General features: G+C 62.6%; 14 protein-coding genes and 4 tRNA genes. 15 read left to right on the forward strand and 3 right to left on the reverse strand.

What is annotated here, in order from left to right:
* Positions 1-644 precede the first annotated feature (644 nt).
* The gene (locus ACUN9Y_RS16925) at positions 645-1,196 is read left to right on the forward strand and encodes a type 1 glutamine amidotransferase domain-containing protein (RefSeq protein ID WP_445461901.1); all 552 of its coding nucleotides are present in this window, start codon (positions 645-647) and stop codon (positions 1,194-1,196) included.
* Between the two features lie 243 nt (positions 1,197-1,439).
* On the opposite strand, the gene nhaC is transcribed toward ACUN9Y_RS16925, so the two are convergent.
* Together nhaC and ACUN9Y_RS16935 are read right to left on the reverse strand one after the other, a co-directional pair.
* The gene (gene nhaC, locus ACUN9Y_RS16930) at positions 1,440-2,924 is read right to left on the reverse strand and encodes a Na+/H+ antiporter NhaC (RefSeq protein WP_445461902.1); all 1,485 of its coding nucleotides are present in this window, start codon (positions 2,922-2,924) and stop codon (positions 1,440-1,442) included.
* A gap of 24 nt (positions 2,925-2,948) precedes the next feature.
* Complete coding sequence (locus ACUN9Y_RS16935; protein ID WP_445461903.1) at positions 2,949-4,091, reverse strand: trans-sulfuration enzyme family protein; 1,143 nt, start codon at positions 4,089-4,091, stop codon at positions 2,949-2,951.
* Between the two features lie 143 nt (positions 4,092-4,234).
* Here ACUN9Y_RS16935 and ACUN9Y_RS16940 point away from each other — a divergent pair, with 143 nt between their 5' ends.
* Positions 4,235-4,954, forward strand: coding sequence for a FadR/GntR family transcriptional regulator (locus ACUN9Y_RS16940; RefSeq protein ID WP_445461904.1), 720 nt, complete (start codon positions 4,235-4,237; stop codon positions 4,952-4,954).
* A gap of 32 nt (positions 4,955-4,986) precedes the next feature.
* On the opposite strand, the gene ACUN9Y_RS16945 is transcribed toward ACUN9Y_RS16940, so the two are convergent.
* Positions 4,987-5,715 carry a class I SAM-dependent methyltransferase gene (locus ACUN9Y_RS16945; RefSeq protein ID WP_445461905.1) on the reverse strand — a complete coding sequence of 243 codons (729 nt, stop codon included), beginning with the start codon at positions 5,713-5,715 and terminating at the stop codon, positions 4,987-4,989.
* Positions 5,716-5,856: 141 nt separating this feature from the next.
* Here ACUN9Y_RS16945 and ACUN9Y_RS16950 point away from each other — a divergent pair, with 141 nt between their 5' ends.
* The 13 genes from ACUN9Y_RS16950 to rpoB all read left to right on the forward strand — a co-directional run bounded on the left by ACUN9Y_RS16950 (position 5,857) and on the right by rpoB (position 16,162).
* Positions 5,857-6,840, forward strand: coding sequence for a biotin--[acetyl-CoA-carboxylase] ligase (locus ACUN9Y_RS16950; protein WP_445461906.1), 984 nt, complete (start codon positions 5,857-5,859; stop codon positions 6,838-6,840).
* Positions 6,837-7,676, forward strand: coding sequence for a type III pantothenate kinase (locus ACUN9Y_RS16955; protein ID WP_445461907.1), 840 nt, complete (start codon positions 6,837-6,839; stop codon positions 7,674-7,676). Before ACUN9Y_RS16950 ends, ACUN9Y_RS16955 begins: the two co-directional genes overlap by 4 nt.
* A 128-nt stretch (positions 7,677-7,804) precedes the next feature.
* Positions 7,805-7,888: transfer RNA gene (locus tag ACUN9Y_RS16960), tRNA-Tyr, on the forward strand.
* Between the two features lie 50 nt (positions 7,889-7,938).
* Positions 7,939-8,012: transfer RNA gene (locus ACUN9Y_RS16965), tRNA-Gly, on the forward strand.
* A 48-nt stretch (positions 8,013-8,060) separates the two neighbouring features.
* Positions 8,061-8,135: transfer RNA gene (locus tag ACUN9Y_RS16970), tRNA-Thr, on the forward strand.
* A gap of 143 nt (positions 8,136-8,278) precedes the next feature.
* A tRNA-Trp gene (locus ACUN9Y_RS16975) sits at positions 8,279-8,354 on the forward strand.
* Positions 8,355-8,426: 72 nt separating this feature from the next.
* The gene (gene secE, locus ACUN9Y_RS16980) at positions 8,427-8,795 is read left to right on the forward strand and encodes a preprotein translocase subunit SecE (RefSeq protein WP_445461908.1); all 369 of its coding nucleotides are present in this window, start codon (positions 8,427-8,429) and stop codon (positions 8,793-8,795) included.
* Positions 8,796-8,803: 8 nt separating this feature from the next.
* A complete protein-coding gene (gene nusG / locus ACUN9Y_RS16985; protein ID WP_445461909.1) occupies positions 8,804-9,337 on the forward strand; it encodes a transcription termination/antitermination protein NusG in 534 nt (177 codons plus the stop codon).
* A 156-nt stretch (positions 9,338-9,493) separates the two neighbouring features.
* The gene (gene rplK, locus ACUN9Y_RS16990; protein WP_445461910.1) at positions 9,494-9,925 is read left to right on the forward strand and encodes a 50S ribosomal protein L11; all 432 of its coding nucleotides are present in this window, start codon (positions 9,494-9,496) and stop codon (positions 9,923-9,925) included.
* 2 nt (positions 9,926-9,927) lie between these two features.
* Entirely contained in the window at positions 9,928-10,620 is a 693-nt protein-coding gene (gene rplA, locus ACUN9Y_RS16995) for a 50S ribosomal protein L1 (protein ID WP_445461911.1), read from the forward strand.
* Positions 10,621-10,886: 266 nt separating this feature from the next.
* Positions 10,887-11,387 (forward strand): 50S ribosomal protein L10, encoded by a 501-nt coding sequence (gene rplJ, locus ACUN9Y_RS17000; protein WP_445462039.1) that lies wholly within the window; start codon positions 10,887-10,889, stop codon positions 11,385-11,387.
* Between the two features lie 89 nt (positions 11,388-11,476).
* The gene (rplL, locus tag ACUN9Y_RS17005; protein ID WP_445461912.1) at positions 11,477-11,848 is read left to right on the forward strand and encodes a 50S ribosomal protein L7/L12; all 372 of its coding nucleotides are present in this window, start codon (positions 11,477-11,479) and stop codon (positions 11,846-11,848) included.
* 234 nt (positions 11,849-12,082) lie between these two features.
* Positions 12,083-16,162: a DNA-directed RNA polymerase subunit beta gene (gene rpoB, locus ACUN9Y_RS17010; protein WP_445461913.1), complete on the forward strand. Its 4,080-nt coding sequence runs from the start codon at positions 12,083-12,085 to the stop codon at positions 16,160-16,162.
* Positions 16,163-16,181: the final 19 nt, after the last annotated feature.

The following is a 16,181-nucleotide window of genomic DNA, read 5'->3' on the forward strand; positions in this document are numbered from 1 at the left end:
GCAAACACTGCTGTGCCACCAGCAGTTTGAACCACTCGTCGTATCGGTTGCTCATGAAAACACCCCGAAGGTTGGATGTGGGTGTCCAACTTTCGGGGTGCAGTTCAGGTCCGGCCTGGCTTTTCGTGACGGGGGCTCGTGTCGTTCGTCCCCGCTTTTCTTGTTGCGGCGACGTTGCAACCCGCGGTGGGACTCACCCCCATGTGAGACCTGTGTGAGAGCACCCGGAGGCCAGTCCGTCCGTCAGGCATATACCCCCCTCCGGGCTTCACTGAACGTTACCCCGGAAGTTGGACACCCATTTCCACCTTCGGGGCGCTATAAGCCATCCGCTTAAAGCGGGAAGCCGTCCTCGCAAGCTGGCGGTTTGGCCGATAATCTCCGCAAGGCTCTCCAAGCGGAGCCCCCCTGCGCCCACCGGCACTGGGGGCGTTGTGCCCTGTTGTGAGTTTTGTTTCAGGGGGCGGGCTATCCATCTTGGCGGAACCCTGGGGCGGCGATGTCACGTTCTCAGTTCCAAGCTGACAGCTCCCCGTGGGGGGTTGAAAGTTCTCCCTCCGCCTTCAGGTAGAGGGTAGGGCAGTGGTTCTTGCCATCCTTAATTTTCGAACCACTGCCAGTGACTGTAGACCCAGGAGGTATGCATGACACAGCAACTCGAAGGGAAGCGCGTCGCCATTCTCGCCACCCACGGCTTTGAGGAGTCTGAGTTGGCCGTACCGCGTGCCAAGCTACAAAAGCAAGGCATCGAGGTGCACGTGGTAGCGCCGGAGGCCGGTAGCATCCGGGCCTGGGCCGAGAGCGACTGGGGTGATGACTATGCTGTCGATCGTAGGCTCGACGACGTCAGCGAGCACGACTATCACGCCCTGGTGTTGCCCGGAGGGCTCTTCAATCCCGATGCGTTGCGCCAGGACGAGAAGGCGCTCGGCTTCGTCCAGGCCTTCTTCCAGGCTGGCAAGCCGGTGGGGGCGATCTGTCACGCGCCTTGGGTGCTGATCAATGCCGGTGGCGTCGATGGGCGGCGCATGACTTCCTATCCCTCCGTTGCACAGGACCTGCGCAACGCCGGTGCCGAATGGGTCGATGAGCGGGTCGTGGTCGACAATGGTCTGGTGACGAGCCGTAAGCCCGATGATCTGGATGCCTTCGGCAGCAAGCTGGTCGAGGAGATTGCCGAGGGTCGGCATGGCTAGTCTCTTCGGGGGGGGGGCCATCCTGGGCGTCGAAAGCCAGGTCACTGGTGTGTGACATCCCCCGCCAGGTTGGCGGCTTCTGCACCACCAGCCGCCAGGTTGTTCCGTCAAGAAGCCGCCGGTGCCGTCTGGTGCCGGCGGCTTCTTGGCATCTGCCAAGAAGCGACAGGTCTCGGGCCTTCAGCAGGCGGCTAGTGCCAGCTCAACCGCGTGCTTGCGTGGACCACGACCGCCTTCCCGAGGTCAAGCCTGCGGCTTCAAGTGCTGCGATGGGACAGACTCCACGCTTACGGTTGGAGCCAGGCGTCTCACACCGAACCATCCTGTCCAGGGGGCTATCACTGCCAGCAATACCGAGAACACCAGCCCGAGGTAGTTGAACAGCGCCCAGGGCGCGTAGTCGACAGTGGCAACGCCGAGGGTGGCCGCCATGTACACGGCGGATACCGTCCACGGAGCCAGCGGCTCGGGAATCATGCCGCCATCCTCCAGGCTGCGTGAGAGGTTCAATGGGTGCAGGCCGGTGCGCTGGTACTGGCGTGCGAACAGCTCACGGGTCAGGAAGAAGGTCACGTAGCTATTGCCGGTGGCCAGAATGATGCCCATGGCCGCGACCAGGGAGGCCAGAATGGTTCCGGTGGCCGATTTGACATAAGCCAGGGTCTTGTCGAGCACGACCTGGAGAATACCCGAGGCCTCCAGTGCCGAGGCAAAGAAGAAGGCGCAGAACACGAACAGCACGGCACCGTGCATGCTGTGCAGCCCGCCACGGTTGAACAGCGTCACCAAAGCGGGGGCAAGGTCATCGAGGTTCAGGTCGGGGCGGGGGACGGAGAGCAGGTCGACGTTGAACCCGGATACCGCCGCCTGGGCCACCACCTCGACAGGAGCGCCCTGGACGATGACCGCCAGTGCGACCGCACAGAGGGTGGCGATGAACAGCACGACGAGGGTGGGTTTCTTGGTGATCGAGCCGGTCAGGACGATGACGACGGGCAATAGCAGGACGACGTTCAGGCTGAATAGCGACTGAATCTGCTCGGCGCCTGCGGCGATGGTGGAGGCGGTCCCTGCGGCGGCTTCCATGTTGAGACCGAGCAGTAGATAGACCACTGCGGCGACGATGCTTGCCGGCAGCGAGGTGAACATCAGGTGGCGAATGTGGCGATAGAGGTCCACACCGACCACCATGGACGCCATGATGGTGGTATCGGACAGCGGCGACAGCTTGTCGCCGAAGTAGGCGCCGGAAAGTACTGCGCCGGCGGTGATCGCGAGATTGACCTCCATGGCGGCGGCGATACCCATGATGGCGACCCCGAGGGTGCCTGCCGAGCCCCAGGAGGTGCCGGTGAACGTCGAGACGATGGCGGTGCCGAAGAATGCCATGACGAACAGGTAGCGGGGGTCGATCAACTCCAGGCCGTGGTAGATGAAATAGGGAATGGTGCCGGAGATCATCCAGGTGCCGATCAACATGCCGATGCTGTAGAGCACCAGGATGGCGGTCAGGGCGGTCTTGATCTTGTCGCCCATGATGTCCATCACGTCGTTCCAGCGCTTGCCGTGCAGCATGGCAAAGAGGGTGGCGAGTGCGCCGGCACTGATCAGCACCAGTTCGGTGGGGTAGCCGGCGATGACAATGCCGCCAATGATGGTGGCGGCGATTACGATCAACAGAGCGAGCGACGACGGAAAGCTGGGTTGTTGTTGTGTCGTGGCAGTCATGACGGTGGCTCCTTCGAGTGAGGGTCAGGGACCGATGGCGGTAAAACCCCGCTTAAGATCGGCGAGGATGGCTTCGATGTCTTCGAGTCCGATGGCGAGGCGAATCAGCGCTTGGCCGCTGCCGTCCGGGCGCAGCGGCGAGATGGCGAGGCTCTCGTAGCCGCCCCAGCTGACGCCGATCTTGAAGAGCCGCAGGGCATCGATGAATCGGGCGGTGCGGGCATAGGTGGGGCAGGACAGGCGAAAGCTGAGCAGGCCCGACTGGCCGTGCAGTTGACGCTGGACCAGATCGGCTTCGGCGCCACGCAGCTGGCTAGGATGGTGGAGCTCCTCGACCAGCGGGTGATTGGCCAGGTAGTCGGCAACCGCCAGGCCATTGGCCTGGTGTTGTCGCATGCGCAAGGGGAGGGTGCGCAGGCCTCGTAGCACCAGTGACGCCGAGTGCGGCGAGAGCGCGGCACCGAGCAGCTGATGACCGCAGGCGAAGAGGCGGTCGATTAGCGAGCGTTCGCCGATCACGGCGCCGCCGACCACATCGCTGTGGCCGCCGAGGTACTTCGACAGTGAGTGGATGGATAGGTCGATGCCATGGGTCAGCGGCTTCTGAAACAGGGGCGTGGCCCAGGTATTGTCGATGACGGTGATGATGCCTCTCTCGCGTGCCAGGCCGGCGATCGCCGCCAAGTCGGTGACCTCCATCCGCATCGATGACGGGCTCTCGATATAGATGACGCGGGTATCTGGACGCAGCGTCTGAATGACATTCTCCAGCCGGCCGCTGGTGCCATCATGCGCGATGCCGTAATGGGTCATCTGGTCGAGCAGCTCGACCGTGGGGCCGTAGGTCTGGTTGACCCTGACGACGTGGTCGCCCTGGCGCAGCAGGGAAAACAGGGTGGCGGCGATGGCCCCCATACCCGATGCAAAGGCCTTGCAGGCTTCGCCGCGCTCCAGGGCAGCGAGCTTGTCCTCCAGTAACTTGACGGTGGGGTTGAGCCCCCGGCTGTAGACGAAGTGCTCACGCTCCCTGAGCTGGGCGTGGCTGAAGGACTCCAGGTCTGCAAAACGAAATAGGCTGGTCTGATAGAGCGGTGGGGCGATGGCGCCGTGATGCTCCAGACCATCCTCGAAGGCGTGGGTGCAGATCTCGCTGTCGTGGGAATTCACGCGCTCTCCTTTTTAATGCTTTCAGCCTGTCTGATAGGTGAGGCTAGCATGCCCTCTGCTGGCCTTCAATTGAACCCTGGGTGAATAGGCGGTACCGTCTTTCGATCGGGCCCCGGGCGGGCGTCCAGAGGCGAACCAAGGTTATGAAACGACTCTACTTATCGGACACTGTGGCGGGAGAGGTCGGCGCCTATATCGCCGAGCACAAGCTCTGCGCCGGCGATCGCCTACCGTCTGCCGCTGAATGGATGGTTCGGTTGGACGTGGGCCGGTCGACCCTGCGCGAAGGGCTAAAGAAGCTCGAGGCCGAAGGCGTCATCGAGATCGTCAACGGCAAAGGCATTTACGTCAGCGAGCAGAAGACCTTCGGGTTGTTCTCGACGCTCGGTGTGGGCGATGCGCGGGCACAGCTGCTCGAAATGCTGGACGTGCGTCAAGCCCTGGAAGAGCGAGCGATCGCCCTGGCGACGGCGCAGGCGAAGGTACCGGCCTTCGATGTCATGGCGGGCTACCTGGACGATTACCAGCAGGCTCGCGAGCGCAATGACTTCCTGGCCGTGCACGATGCCGATGCCGCCTTTCATCTGGAAATCTATCGCGCCAGCGGCAATCGTGTGCTAGTCGAGTTGATCAAGATGATGCACGACGAACTCTACGTGTCCTGGGACGTGCCCGAAGATCGCCACCAGGTGTTTGATGCCAGTTTTGCCCACCACCTGACCCTGCTGGAGGCGATGCGTCGCCGGGACGAAGCCGGGGCCATCGCGGCCTTCCGGCTGCTGATCGGTGCGACTAGAGAGCACGTAGAGGCGATGCCCCATGATGAGCTGGTCGGCGGTTTCGTTGGTCGGGCTTCACGTTGATCAAGGGGCACAATGGCGAGCCGGCGAGTCGGCTAGCGGCAACGCTTCCCCTGTCGTGGTGACTGCAGTGCTGGCGGTGTCGCCAGGCCTCTGCGTGCGATGATCAACAGCGATAGAGGGGCTCCCTCGGGGGTGGCTTTGGGTTCCTGCAGGGCGTCGATCATGAAGCCGTGCTGGCCAAGCAGTGTCGACCAGTCCGCCAGGGTGCGAAAGTACCAGGGCGCAGGGGCGCCGAAGTCGCCCTCGATACCGGCCCAGGTGCCGGCGCGCCAGCCGCTGAGGTAGGGCGGCGACAGTGCGGGAGATAGCGGGTGAAGTGTCTGGATCAGCACCCGTGCGTGGTCGGTCAGATGGTGTCCCAGGGCGGCGATGGCGGCTGATGTCGAGTGCTCGCCGAGCAGGGAGAAGTGACAACAGGCCAGGTCGATGTCGCCGGCGGGGCAAACCTGCGCCCAGCTCGCGTCCAGCTGTTCATAGCCCAAGTGGTGGTACGTGCCGCCGAGTGCGCGGGCGTCCTTGATCAAGGCAGCGCTGGCATCGATGCCTTGGGCCTTGATGCCGCGGCTGGCGAGCATTCGCACCAGGGTGCCTTCACCGCACCCCAGGTCGACAACGCTTTGCGGACGACAGTCGAGAATGGCGTCGAGCATTGCCCGGTCGGTGGTGACGCGACTGGCAATGGTGCGCGCGCGGACCGCATGGGTCCAGGCGGCGGCATCGCGCTCCCAGCTCTGGTGGATACGCTGCTCGTTGTCAGACATCAGGGGCCCCGATAATGGGTGCATTCAGGCAGAATAGTCCGCTGTCGATGATGCAGGGGAGGTGGGTTGCTGATACGGCGCATTTCCGGCGCCCGGCGTGTTTCGATAGAATATGGCCTTTTCCCGCAGCGGGGCACGTGGATGACCATTGGTGAGCTGATCCGTCTCTTGAGTGACGGCGAGTTTCACTCCGGCCAGCAGCTGGGCGAGAAGCTCGGCGTGTCGCGGGCGGCGGTGTGGAAACAACTGCGCAAGCTGGAGGATCTCGGCATTCCCATGGAGGCGGTCAAGGGCCAGGGCTATCGCTTGGTGACGGCGATGGAGCTGCTCGAGGGGCCCAGGGTCGTGGCGGCGCTTTCGCGCGAGTCTCGCCACCAGCTATCGCGCTTGTTCGTCGAGGAGGTGCTGCCATCGAGCAATGCCTTCTTGCGCGAGCGTTTTGCTCAGGGGGCGGGCCACGGAGAAGCGTGCCTGGTCGAGCAGCAGAGTGCCGGCCGTGGCCGCCGCGGTCGCATCTGGACGACGCCCTGGGGGCGCACCCTGATGTGCTCCGTCGGTTGGCGCTTCGAGTCGGGTGTGGCCGCGCTGGAGGGGCTGAGCCTTGCGATCGGCGTGGTCCTGGCTCAGGTGCTCGAGCGTCATGGGGTGGTTGCCAGGCTCAAGTGGCCCAACGATGTGCTGCTCGAGATGCCTGGTGGCGGCCACGGCAAGCTCGCGGGCATTCTGGTCGAAATGAGTGGGGACGCCGCGGGGCCCTGTGAAGTGGTGCTCGGGATGGGGATCAATGTGGATCTGCCGGAGGCGTTTCGTGCCAGCATCGATCAACCGGTCGCCTGTGTGCATGATCAGGCGCCGGGGCTGTCGCGTAATGTGCTGGCGGCGGAGTTGCTGGACGGGCTGCTGGCGATGCTGGCAGGGTTCGAAGAAGGAGGCTTCGCGGCCTGGCAGGGCGAGTGGAATCGTCGTCATGCCTTCGCCGGGAGCGAAGTCGAGGTCATTCGCGGCGACCGTCGCGACGTGCGGGTGGCGGGAGATGTGGATGAGAGTGGCAACTTGTGGGTGTACCAAGGCGAGCGCCATGAGCGACTGGTGGGTGGCGAGATCAGTGTGCGTGGTCGCCCATGATCCTCGATCTTGATATCGGCAACACGCTGTCGAAGTGGCGGTTGAAGGATGCCGAGAGCAGTGAAATTCGCTCCCGCGGTGCCGTCTGGACGCGTGAGGAGTGGAAGCCCGGCGCCGACATTCCCGATCTTGATGTGGTCGAGACCGTGCGCATATCCAGCGTCGCCAGGCGCTCGGTGCTGGCCCAGACGGAATCGCTGCTCAAGCACCGCGTGAAGCGTGTTCACGTCGCTCGCTCTACCCACGAGGCGCTCGGCGTTACCAACGGCTACGTCGAACCGGGGCGACTCGGCGTCGATCGCTGGCTAGGGGTGTTGGCAGGCTATCAACTGGCAGGCGCCTGCTGTGCGGTCGACTGTGGTAGCGCCATCACCATCGACTTCGTCATGCCGGGGGGGCGCCACCTGGGCGGCTATATCCTTCCTGGGCTGCGGCTGATGAAGGAGAGCCTGAAGCTTGGCACGCGCAATGTGGCCATCGACCCTGACAGTGAGGCCGACGAGTTGCTGGCGCCTGGCCGGCGTACCGTCGAGGCCGTCAATCACGGTATCTACATGGCGGCGGTCAGCGCGGTCAATCGCATCTACAGCGAAGTCTGTGACCGCGAAGGTGTTGCGTTGCCGATGCTGCTGACCGGCGGCGACGCTCGAGTGGTGTCGCGCGGCATCCAGGTGCCCCATGCGGTGTGGCCGGACATGGTCTATGCCGGGCTCGAGGCGAGCTTTCCGCTGACCGCGGCGGAGCGAGCCGGACGCATGGCCGGGGCGCCGATCCCGCCGGCGCCGGTGGCACTGGAAAAAATTCGCGCGGGCCTTGCGTTCTCCATGCTCCTTTGACACAATACGCCGCGTTCCGAAGCAGAGCGTCGACGCTAACGCGGGCGGCTCGGCTGGATGTCGAGAGAGATGTTGAGAAAACAATCACTTGACATTGAGGAGTGGGGCGATAGAATGCATCGCCAGTTGGAGGGATTCCCGAGTGGCCAAAGGGAGCAGACTGTAAATCTGCCGCGAAAGCTTCGAAGGTTCGAATCCTTCTCCCTCCACCAGAATTTGTGCCAGATGCTTGAGGTTCGGCATTTGGCCTGCGAGTGGGCAGGCGGGCATAGTTCAATGGTAGAACCTCAGCCTTCCAAGCTGATGATGCGGGTTCGATCCCCGCTGCCCGCTCCAGTAGCAAAGCACTGAAGCGGTAGTTGAACGCCAGGTGCGAAAGAGTGCGCTCATGTAGCTCAGGGGTAGAGCACACCCTTGGTAAGGGTGAGGTCGACGGTTCAAATCCGTCCATGAGCTCCAAATTGAAGAAGCGAGCCTCGGCTCGCTTTTTCTTTCTCAGGCCGTCCTTCTGGCGGTGAGGGGTTGTCAGGCGGGAAACTTCCCGCTATCATGGCGCCCGCTGTTGCAAAGGCCGTCCGCAAAGGATGGTTAGCATCGAGTACAGGCCAGTAGCTCAATTGGCAGAGCAGCGGTCTCCAAAACCGCAGGTTGGGGGTTCGATTCCCTCCTGGCCTGCCAGTCTTCCCCAGGCTGGCAGTTTTTTATATACTTTCTTGTTTTCGATTGCCGCACCCTGAGGAGTCTCGTTTCATGAAGCATAGCGCCGAGGTGCAGGAGTCGCGCCACGACGGGCTCAAGTGGGCGGTTGTCGTCATTCTGTTGGTGCTGGCCGTCGTCGGCAACACCTACTTCGCCGATCAGGCGCTTCTCTATCGCGTGCTGGGCGTCGTCGCTCTGTCCGTGGTGGCGGCGCTGGTGGCGCTGATGACCACCAAGGGTCGTGAGTTGGTGGAGCTGGCGCGTAGCGCCAAGAAGGAAATTCAGCGCGTAGTCTGGCCGACCCGGCCCGAGACCATTCAGACCACCGCCATCGTGCTGGTGGCTGTACTGGTTGTCGGGCTGATGCTGTGGTTGATCGACACGCTACTCGGCTGGGCGATGTCCGGCGTCATCGGTTAGGAGTTTCCATGTCCAAGCGTTGGTACGTCGTCCACGCCTACTCCGGCTTCGAAAAGCATGTCATGCGCTCGTTGGTCGAGCGGGTGAAGATGCACGGCATGGAGGATCTCTTCGGAGAGATTCTGGTGCCGACCGAAGAAGTCGTCGAGATGCGGGACGGCAAGCGCCGCAAGAGCGAGCGCAAGTTCTATCCCGGCTATGTGCTGGTCGAGATGGAAATGGCCGACGAGACTTGGCACCTGGTGAACGAGACCCCGCGTGTCATGGGTTTCATCGGTGGGACCAAGGAAAAGCCGGCGGCTATCACCCAGCGTGAGGCCGACGCAATTCTCAGTCGCGTCAAGGATGGGGCGGAGAAGCCGCGCCCCAAGACCATGTTCGAGCCCGGGCAGTCCGTGCGTGTCGTGGATGGCCCCTTCGCCGACTTCAATGGCGTTGTCGAAGAGGTCAACTACGACAAGAGTCGGCTGCAGGTCAGTGTGCTGATCTTCGGTCGTGCGACGCCGGTCGAACTCGAGTTTGCCCAGGTCGAGAAAGAGTAAGTCGCCGGCTGAGGTGGCGGGGCGACAGGCTGCATCGACAGGCAGTCGGGTACGTCCAGCCGAGGTGGTCTGGCGTTTTTGTAGTGGGCGTCCCGCGATGGGGCGGCCGTGTCATCCGGGGAGCCGAAAGGCGCTAGTACCCAACTGGAGTTTATCATGGCTAAGAAAGTCCAGGCTTACATCAAGCTGCAGGTAGCAGCCGGTAAGGCCAATCCGAGTCCCCCCGTGGGCCCCGCGCTGGGTCAGCACGGTGTCAATATCATGGAATTCTGCAAGGCGTTCAACGCCGAGACCCAGGGCATCGAGCCGGGTCTGCCGACTCCCGTGGTCATCACCGTCTATTCCGACCGCAGCTTCACCTTCGTCACCAAGACGCCGCCCGCTGCGGTGCTGCTGAAGAAGGCCGCTGGTATCAAGTCCGGCTCCGGTGAGCCGAACAAGAAGAAGGTCGGTACCGTGACCCGCGATCAGCTCGAAGAGATCGCCAAGACCAAGGAGCCGGATCTGACGGCTGCCGATCTCGACGCCGCTGTGCGTACCATTGCCGGTAGCGCCCGCAGCATGGGCCTCAACGTGGAGGGTCTCTGATCATGGCTAAGCTTACCAAGCGTGCAAAGCTGATTCGTGACAAGGTCGAGCCGACCAAGGCGTATTCCATTGACGAGGCCGTGGCCCTGCTCGCCGAGCTGTCCACCGTCAAGTTCAAGGAGTCTCTGGACGTCGCCATCAACCTGGGCGTCGATCCGCGTAAATCCGACCAGGTCGTGCGTGGCGCTACCGTCATGCCCAATGGTACCGGCAAGGACGTGCGTGTCGCCGTCTTTACTCAGGGTGCCAACGAAGAAGCCGCCAAGGAAGCCGGTGCCGATATCGTCGGCATGGACGACCTGGCCGAGCGGGTCAAGAAGGGCCAGCTCGACTTCGACGTGGTCATCGCCTCGCCGGACGCCATGCGCGTCGTCGGTCAGCTGGGCCAGATCCTCGGTCCGCGTGGCCTGATGCCGAACCCCAAGGTCGGCACCGTGACGCCGGACGTCGCCACCGCGGTCAAGAATGCCAAGGCCGGCCAGGTGCGTTTCCGTACCGACAAGAACGGCATCATCCACACCACCCTGGGCAAGGTCAGCTTCGAAGCCGACGCCATCAAGGGCAACCTGGATGCGCTGGTCAGCGACCTGAAGAAGCTCAAGCCGAGCACCTCCAAGGGCGTGTACATCAAGAAAATGACCCTGTCCAGCACCATGGGCCCGGGTCTGACCGTCGATCACTCCGCGCTGGTGTGATGGCGGTCGGCAAGATAGGTACCGAGCAATATACTTTGCGGTCCCCGTGCCGGGTCGAAGACCCGGCCGGCGGGGCACCGTCAAAGACCGCAGGCGCCGCCGCGGCTCGTTGAGCAGCAGGGCGGCTTAATCGTCCCTCGGACACCTGCGCAGATGGTGTTGCCGCCAGTCATCTGGTGAGCACCATCACCCAGGACTTTCACCCTCGGGTGGGAGAGATGGTAACCACCGGAGCTTTCGGGTTCCGGCACGAAGGAGTGATCACAGTGGCACTAGCACTCGAAGGCAAGAAGGCAATCGTTGCCGAGGTCAGTGAAGCCGCGAAGGACGCTCTCTCCGTCGTAGTTGCCGATTCTCGTGGCGTTGCGGTCTACAAGATGACCGACCTGCGCAAGCAGGCGCGCGAGAACGGTGTCGAGCTGCGTGTTGTTCGCAACACTCTGGCTCGTCGCGCTCTGTCAGGCACCCAGTGGGAATGCCTGAACGAGACTTTCGCAGGTCCGACTCTGCTGGCTTTCTCCAACGAGCACCCGGGCGCCGCCGCTCGTCTGTTCAAGGAGTTTGCCAAGACCGAGAAGAACTTCGAAGTCAAGGCGCTGGCCTACGAAGGTGAGCTGATCCCGGCGAGCGATCTCGACCGTCTGGCGACCCTGCCGACCTACGATGAGGGCATCGCCCAGTTGATGTCCGTCATGAAGGAAGCTTCTGCCGGCAAGCTGGTTCGTACCCTCGCTGCGCTGCGTGACCAGAAGCAGGAAGCCGCCTAAGGCGAGGCCCTGGTTGTCGGTAAGCAGACTGCACGATCAATTTCGCGTCCTCGGATACCGAGACGCCCGCAAAGTTAGGAATCTAGACAATGGCACTGACCAAAGAAGACATCATCAACGCCGTCTCCGACATGTCCGTGATGGAAGTTGTTGAGCTGATCGAAGCAATGGAAGAGAAGTTCGGCGTCAGCGCAGCTGCCGCTGTCGTGGCCGGTCCTGGTGGCGGCGACGCTGCTGCTGCCGAAGAGCAGACCGAGTTCGACGTCGTTCTGACCTCTGCTGGTGACAAGAAAGTTAACGTCATCAAGGCCGTTCGCGAGATCACCGGTCTCGGCCTGAAGGAAGCCAAGGGTGCCGTCGACGGCGCGCCGGCGACCATCAAGGAAGGCCTGAGCAAGGACGACGCAGAAGAAGCCAAGAAGAAGCTGGAAGAAGCCGGCGCTTCTGTGGAGCTCAAGTAATTCTTGGGCCTGTGGCTTCACGCGCTGCGTAAGCTACCACGGCTGGTGGCGGGACACCCGCTGCCGGCCTTTTTCTGTTGTCAGTAGCTACCTATCCTGTTGGATCTGTAGCTTGCAGAATTCCGACGGCGAGCCTTTTACGGAGGGCTTGCCGTCAGCGCCTGACGGAACCTGATCCGTCGGGTGGCGCCGACACGCATCGGTCACCCATGGTGAACAAGCTGGGGAATACAGATGGCTTACTCATACACTGAGAAAAAACGCATCCGCAAGGATTTCGGCAAACTGCCCCAAGTGATGGATGTGCCTTACCTGCTGGCCATCCAGCTTGATTCCTATTACGACTTTCTCCAGCAGGACCGTTCCCCTGAGGAGCGCATGGAGGTAGGCCTCAACGCCGCCTTCAAGTCCGTGTTCCCGATCGAGAGCTTCTCCGGTAACGCTGCGCTCGAGTATGTCAGCTACCGTTTCGGCACTCCGGCCTTCGACGTCAAGGAGTGTCAGCTGCGTGGCGTCACCTACTCTGCGCCCCTGCGTGTCAAGGTTCGCCTGATCATCTACGACAAAGAGTCGTCGAACAAGGCCATCAAGGACATCAAGGAGCAGGAAGTCTACATGGGGGAAATCCCCCTGATGACCGAGAACGGTACCTTCGTCGTCAATGGTACCGAGCGGGTCATCGTCTCCCAGCTGCACAGAAGCCCGGGCGTGTTCTTCGATCACGACAAGGGCAAGAGCCACTCTTCCGGTAAGCTCTTGTACTCGGCTCGCGTGATTCCTTACCGCGGCTCCTGGCTGGACTTCGAGTTCGATCCGAAGGACAACGTCTTCGTGCGTATCGACCGTCGCCGCAAGCTGCCGGCGAGCGTCTTGCTACGCGCGTTGGGCATGAGCGCCGAGGAGATTCTCGACGAGTTCTTCGACACCAGCACGTTCCATATCGAGAAGTCCGGCTTCTCTGTGGAGCTGGTGCCGTCGCGCCTGCGCGGCGAGACGGCCACCTTCGATATCAAGGACGCCGATGGCGGCGTGATCGTCGAGGAAGGCCGTCGCATCACCCAGAAGCATATCCGCCAGCTGGAGAAGACCGGCCTCGAGCGCCTCGAAGTGCCGATGGACTATCTCTTCGGCAAGACCCTGGCCAAGGATCAGGTCAACCCGGCCACCGGTGAGCTGATCTGTCCGTGCAACGCCGAGATCACTCCGGAATTGCTCGAGACCCTGGGGCAGGCGGGCATCACCAGCCTCGAGACGCTGTACACCAACGATCTCGACTGCGGTCCTTTCGTTTCCGATACCCTGAAGCTGGACACCACCGGGTCCCAGCTCGAGGCGTTGGTCGAAATCTATCGCATGATGCGCCCCGGCGAGCCGCCCACCAAGGAAGCCGCCGAGACGCTGTTCAACAACCTGTTCTTCAGCGAAGACCGCTACGACCTGTCGGGCGTGGGTCGCATGAAGTTCAACCGCCGTCTGCGTCGCGAGTCCGATACCGGGTCTGGCGTGCTGGACCGCGCCGATATCCTCGACGTGCTGCGCGAGCTGATCAACATCCGTAACGGCTTCGGCGATGTCGATGACATCGACCACCTGGGCAACCGTCGTATTCGTTGCGTCGGTGAAATGGCCGAGAACCAGTTCCGCGTCGGCCTGGTGCGGGTCGAGCGTGCGGTGAAAGAGCGCCTCTCCATGGCGGAGAGCGAGGGCCTGATGCCGCAGGACCTGATCAACGCCAAGCCCGTGGCCGCGGCGGTGAAGGAGTTCTTCGGCTCCTCGCAGCTGTCGCAGTTCATGGACCAGAACAACCCGCTGTCGGAGGTCACGCACAAGCGTCGCGTGTCCGCTCTCGGCCCGGGTGGTCTGACCCGTGAGCGCGCCGGCTTCGAGGTGCGTGACGTTCACGCCACGCACTACGGCCGTCTGTGCCCGATCGAGACGCCTGAAGGTCCGAACATCGGCCTGATCAACTCGCTGGCGACCTATAGCCACACCAACAGCTATGGCTTCCTCGAGACGCCGTACCGCAAGGTCGTGGACAGCCAGGTGACCGACGACGTCGTCCACCTGTCGGCCATCGAGGAAGGTGACTTCGTCATCGCCCAGGCGTCGGCCACGGTGAATGAGTCCAACCAGCTGGTCGACGACCTGGTGCAGGTCCGTCACCGCGGTGAGACCACCTTCATGCGTCCCGAGCAGGTGACGCTGATGGACGTGTCTCCGCGCCAGGTGGTGTCGGTCGCTGCGGCCTTGATTCCGTTCCTCGAGCACGATGACGCCAACCGCGCCCTGATGGGGGCGAACATGCAGCGTCAGGCCGTGCCGACCCTGCGTGCCGACAAGCCGCTGGTCGGCACCGGCATGGAGCGTTTCGTGGCGCGTGATTCCGGCGTCTGCGCCGTGGCTCGGCGTGGTGGCGTGATCGACTCTGTCGATGCCAAGCGCATCGTGGTGCGGGTCGGTGAGGATGAGATCATCGGCGGTGAGGCCGGCGTTGATATCTACAACCTGACCAAGTATCTGCGTTCCAACCAGAACACCTGTCAGAACCAGCGCCCGATCGTGCGTCCGGGTGACCGCGTGTCGCGCGGCGATATCCTGGCCGACGGTCCGTCTGTCGACATGGGTGATCTGGCCCTTGGTCAGAACATGCGCATCGCGTTCATGCCCTGGAACGGCTACAACTTCGAGGACTCGATCCTGCTGTCCGAGCGGGTGGTCCAGGAAGATCGTTTCACCACCATCCACATCCAGGAACTGACCTGTGTGTCCCGTGACACCAAGCTGGGGCCGGAGGAAATCACCTCCGACATCCCCAACGTCGGTGAATCGGCGCTTGGCAAGCTGGATGAGGCCGGTGTGGTCTATATCGGTGCCGAAGTCGGCGCAGGCGATATTCTGGTCGGCAAGGTCACGCCCAAGGGCGAGACCCAGCTGACGCCGGAAGAAAAGCTGCTGCGTGCGATCTTCGGTGAGAAGGCGTCCGACGTGAAGGACACTTCCCTGCGTGCCCCGACCGGCATGAAGGGTACCGTCATCGACGTGCAGGTGTTCACCCGCGACGGCGTCGAGAAGGACTCGCGTGCGCTTTCCATCGAGCAGATGCAGCTCGATGAGGTGCGCAAGGACCTTCAGGAAACGTACCGTATCGCCGAAGACGCGACCTTCGAGCGTCTCCAGCGCACCCTGTGCGGCCAGGCCGTCAACGGTGGTCCGAAACTGGCCAAGGGCGACGTGCTGTCCGACGACTACCTCGAGGAGCTGCCGCGTCAGCAGTGGTTCAAGCTGCGCATGCAGGACGAGGCCCTCAATGAGCTGCTGGCCCAGGCCGACGAGCAGCTCGAGAATCGTCGCAAGGAAATGGACGAGCGGTTCGAGGACAAGAAGCGCAAGCTGACCCAGGGCGACGACCTGGCGCCGGGCGTGCTCAAGATCGTCAAGGTCTACCTCGCCATCAAGCGCCGCCTGCAGCCGGGCGACAAGATGGCCGGCCGTCACGGTAACAAGGGTGTCATCTCGGCGATCATGCCGATCGAGGACATGCCGTTCGACGATAACGGTGAGCCCATCGACGTAGTCCTGAACCCGTTGGGCGTGCCGTCGCGGATGAACGTCGGTCAGATCCTCGAGACCCACCTGGGCATGGCGGCGCGTGGCCTCGGCATGAAGATCGAGCATATGCTGCGTGACGCTCGTGGCCAGCAGATCGCCGAGATCCGCGAGTTCCTGGGCAAGGTGTACAACTCCACCCAGGGCACGCGAATCGAGGAACTCGAGTCGCTGTCCGACGAAGAAGTCATCGAGCTTGCCAAGAACCTGAAGAAGGGCGTGCCGATGGCGACGCCGGTGTTTGACGGTGCCAAGGAGCACGAGATCAAGCACCTGCTGACCCTGGCAGGGCTGCCGGACTCGGGCCAGATGGCGCTCTATGACGGGCGTACCGGCGAGTCCTTCGACCGCCCGGTGACGGTGGGCTACATGTACATGCTCAAGCTCAACCACCTGGTCGATGACAAGATGCACGCGCGTTCCACCGGCTCCTACTCGCTGGTAACCCAGCAGCCGCTTGGCGGCAAGGCGCAATTCGGTGGTCAGCGCTTTGGTGAGATGGAGGTCTGGGCCCTGGAGGCCTATGGCGCCGCTTACACTCTGCAGGAAATGCTCACCGTCAAGTCCGATGACGTGGAGGGCCGCACCAAGATGTACAAGAGCATCGTGGATGGCGACCACACCATGCAGGCGGGCATGCCGGAATCCTTCAACGTATTGGTGAAGGAAATCCGCTCGCTGGGCATTGATATGGAACTGGAGAGCTGAGGCGGCCCACAAGGCGCTT

The organism is Halomonas sp. V046, assembly GCF_052645355.1.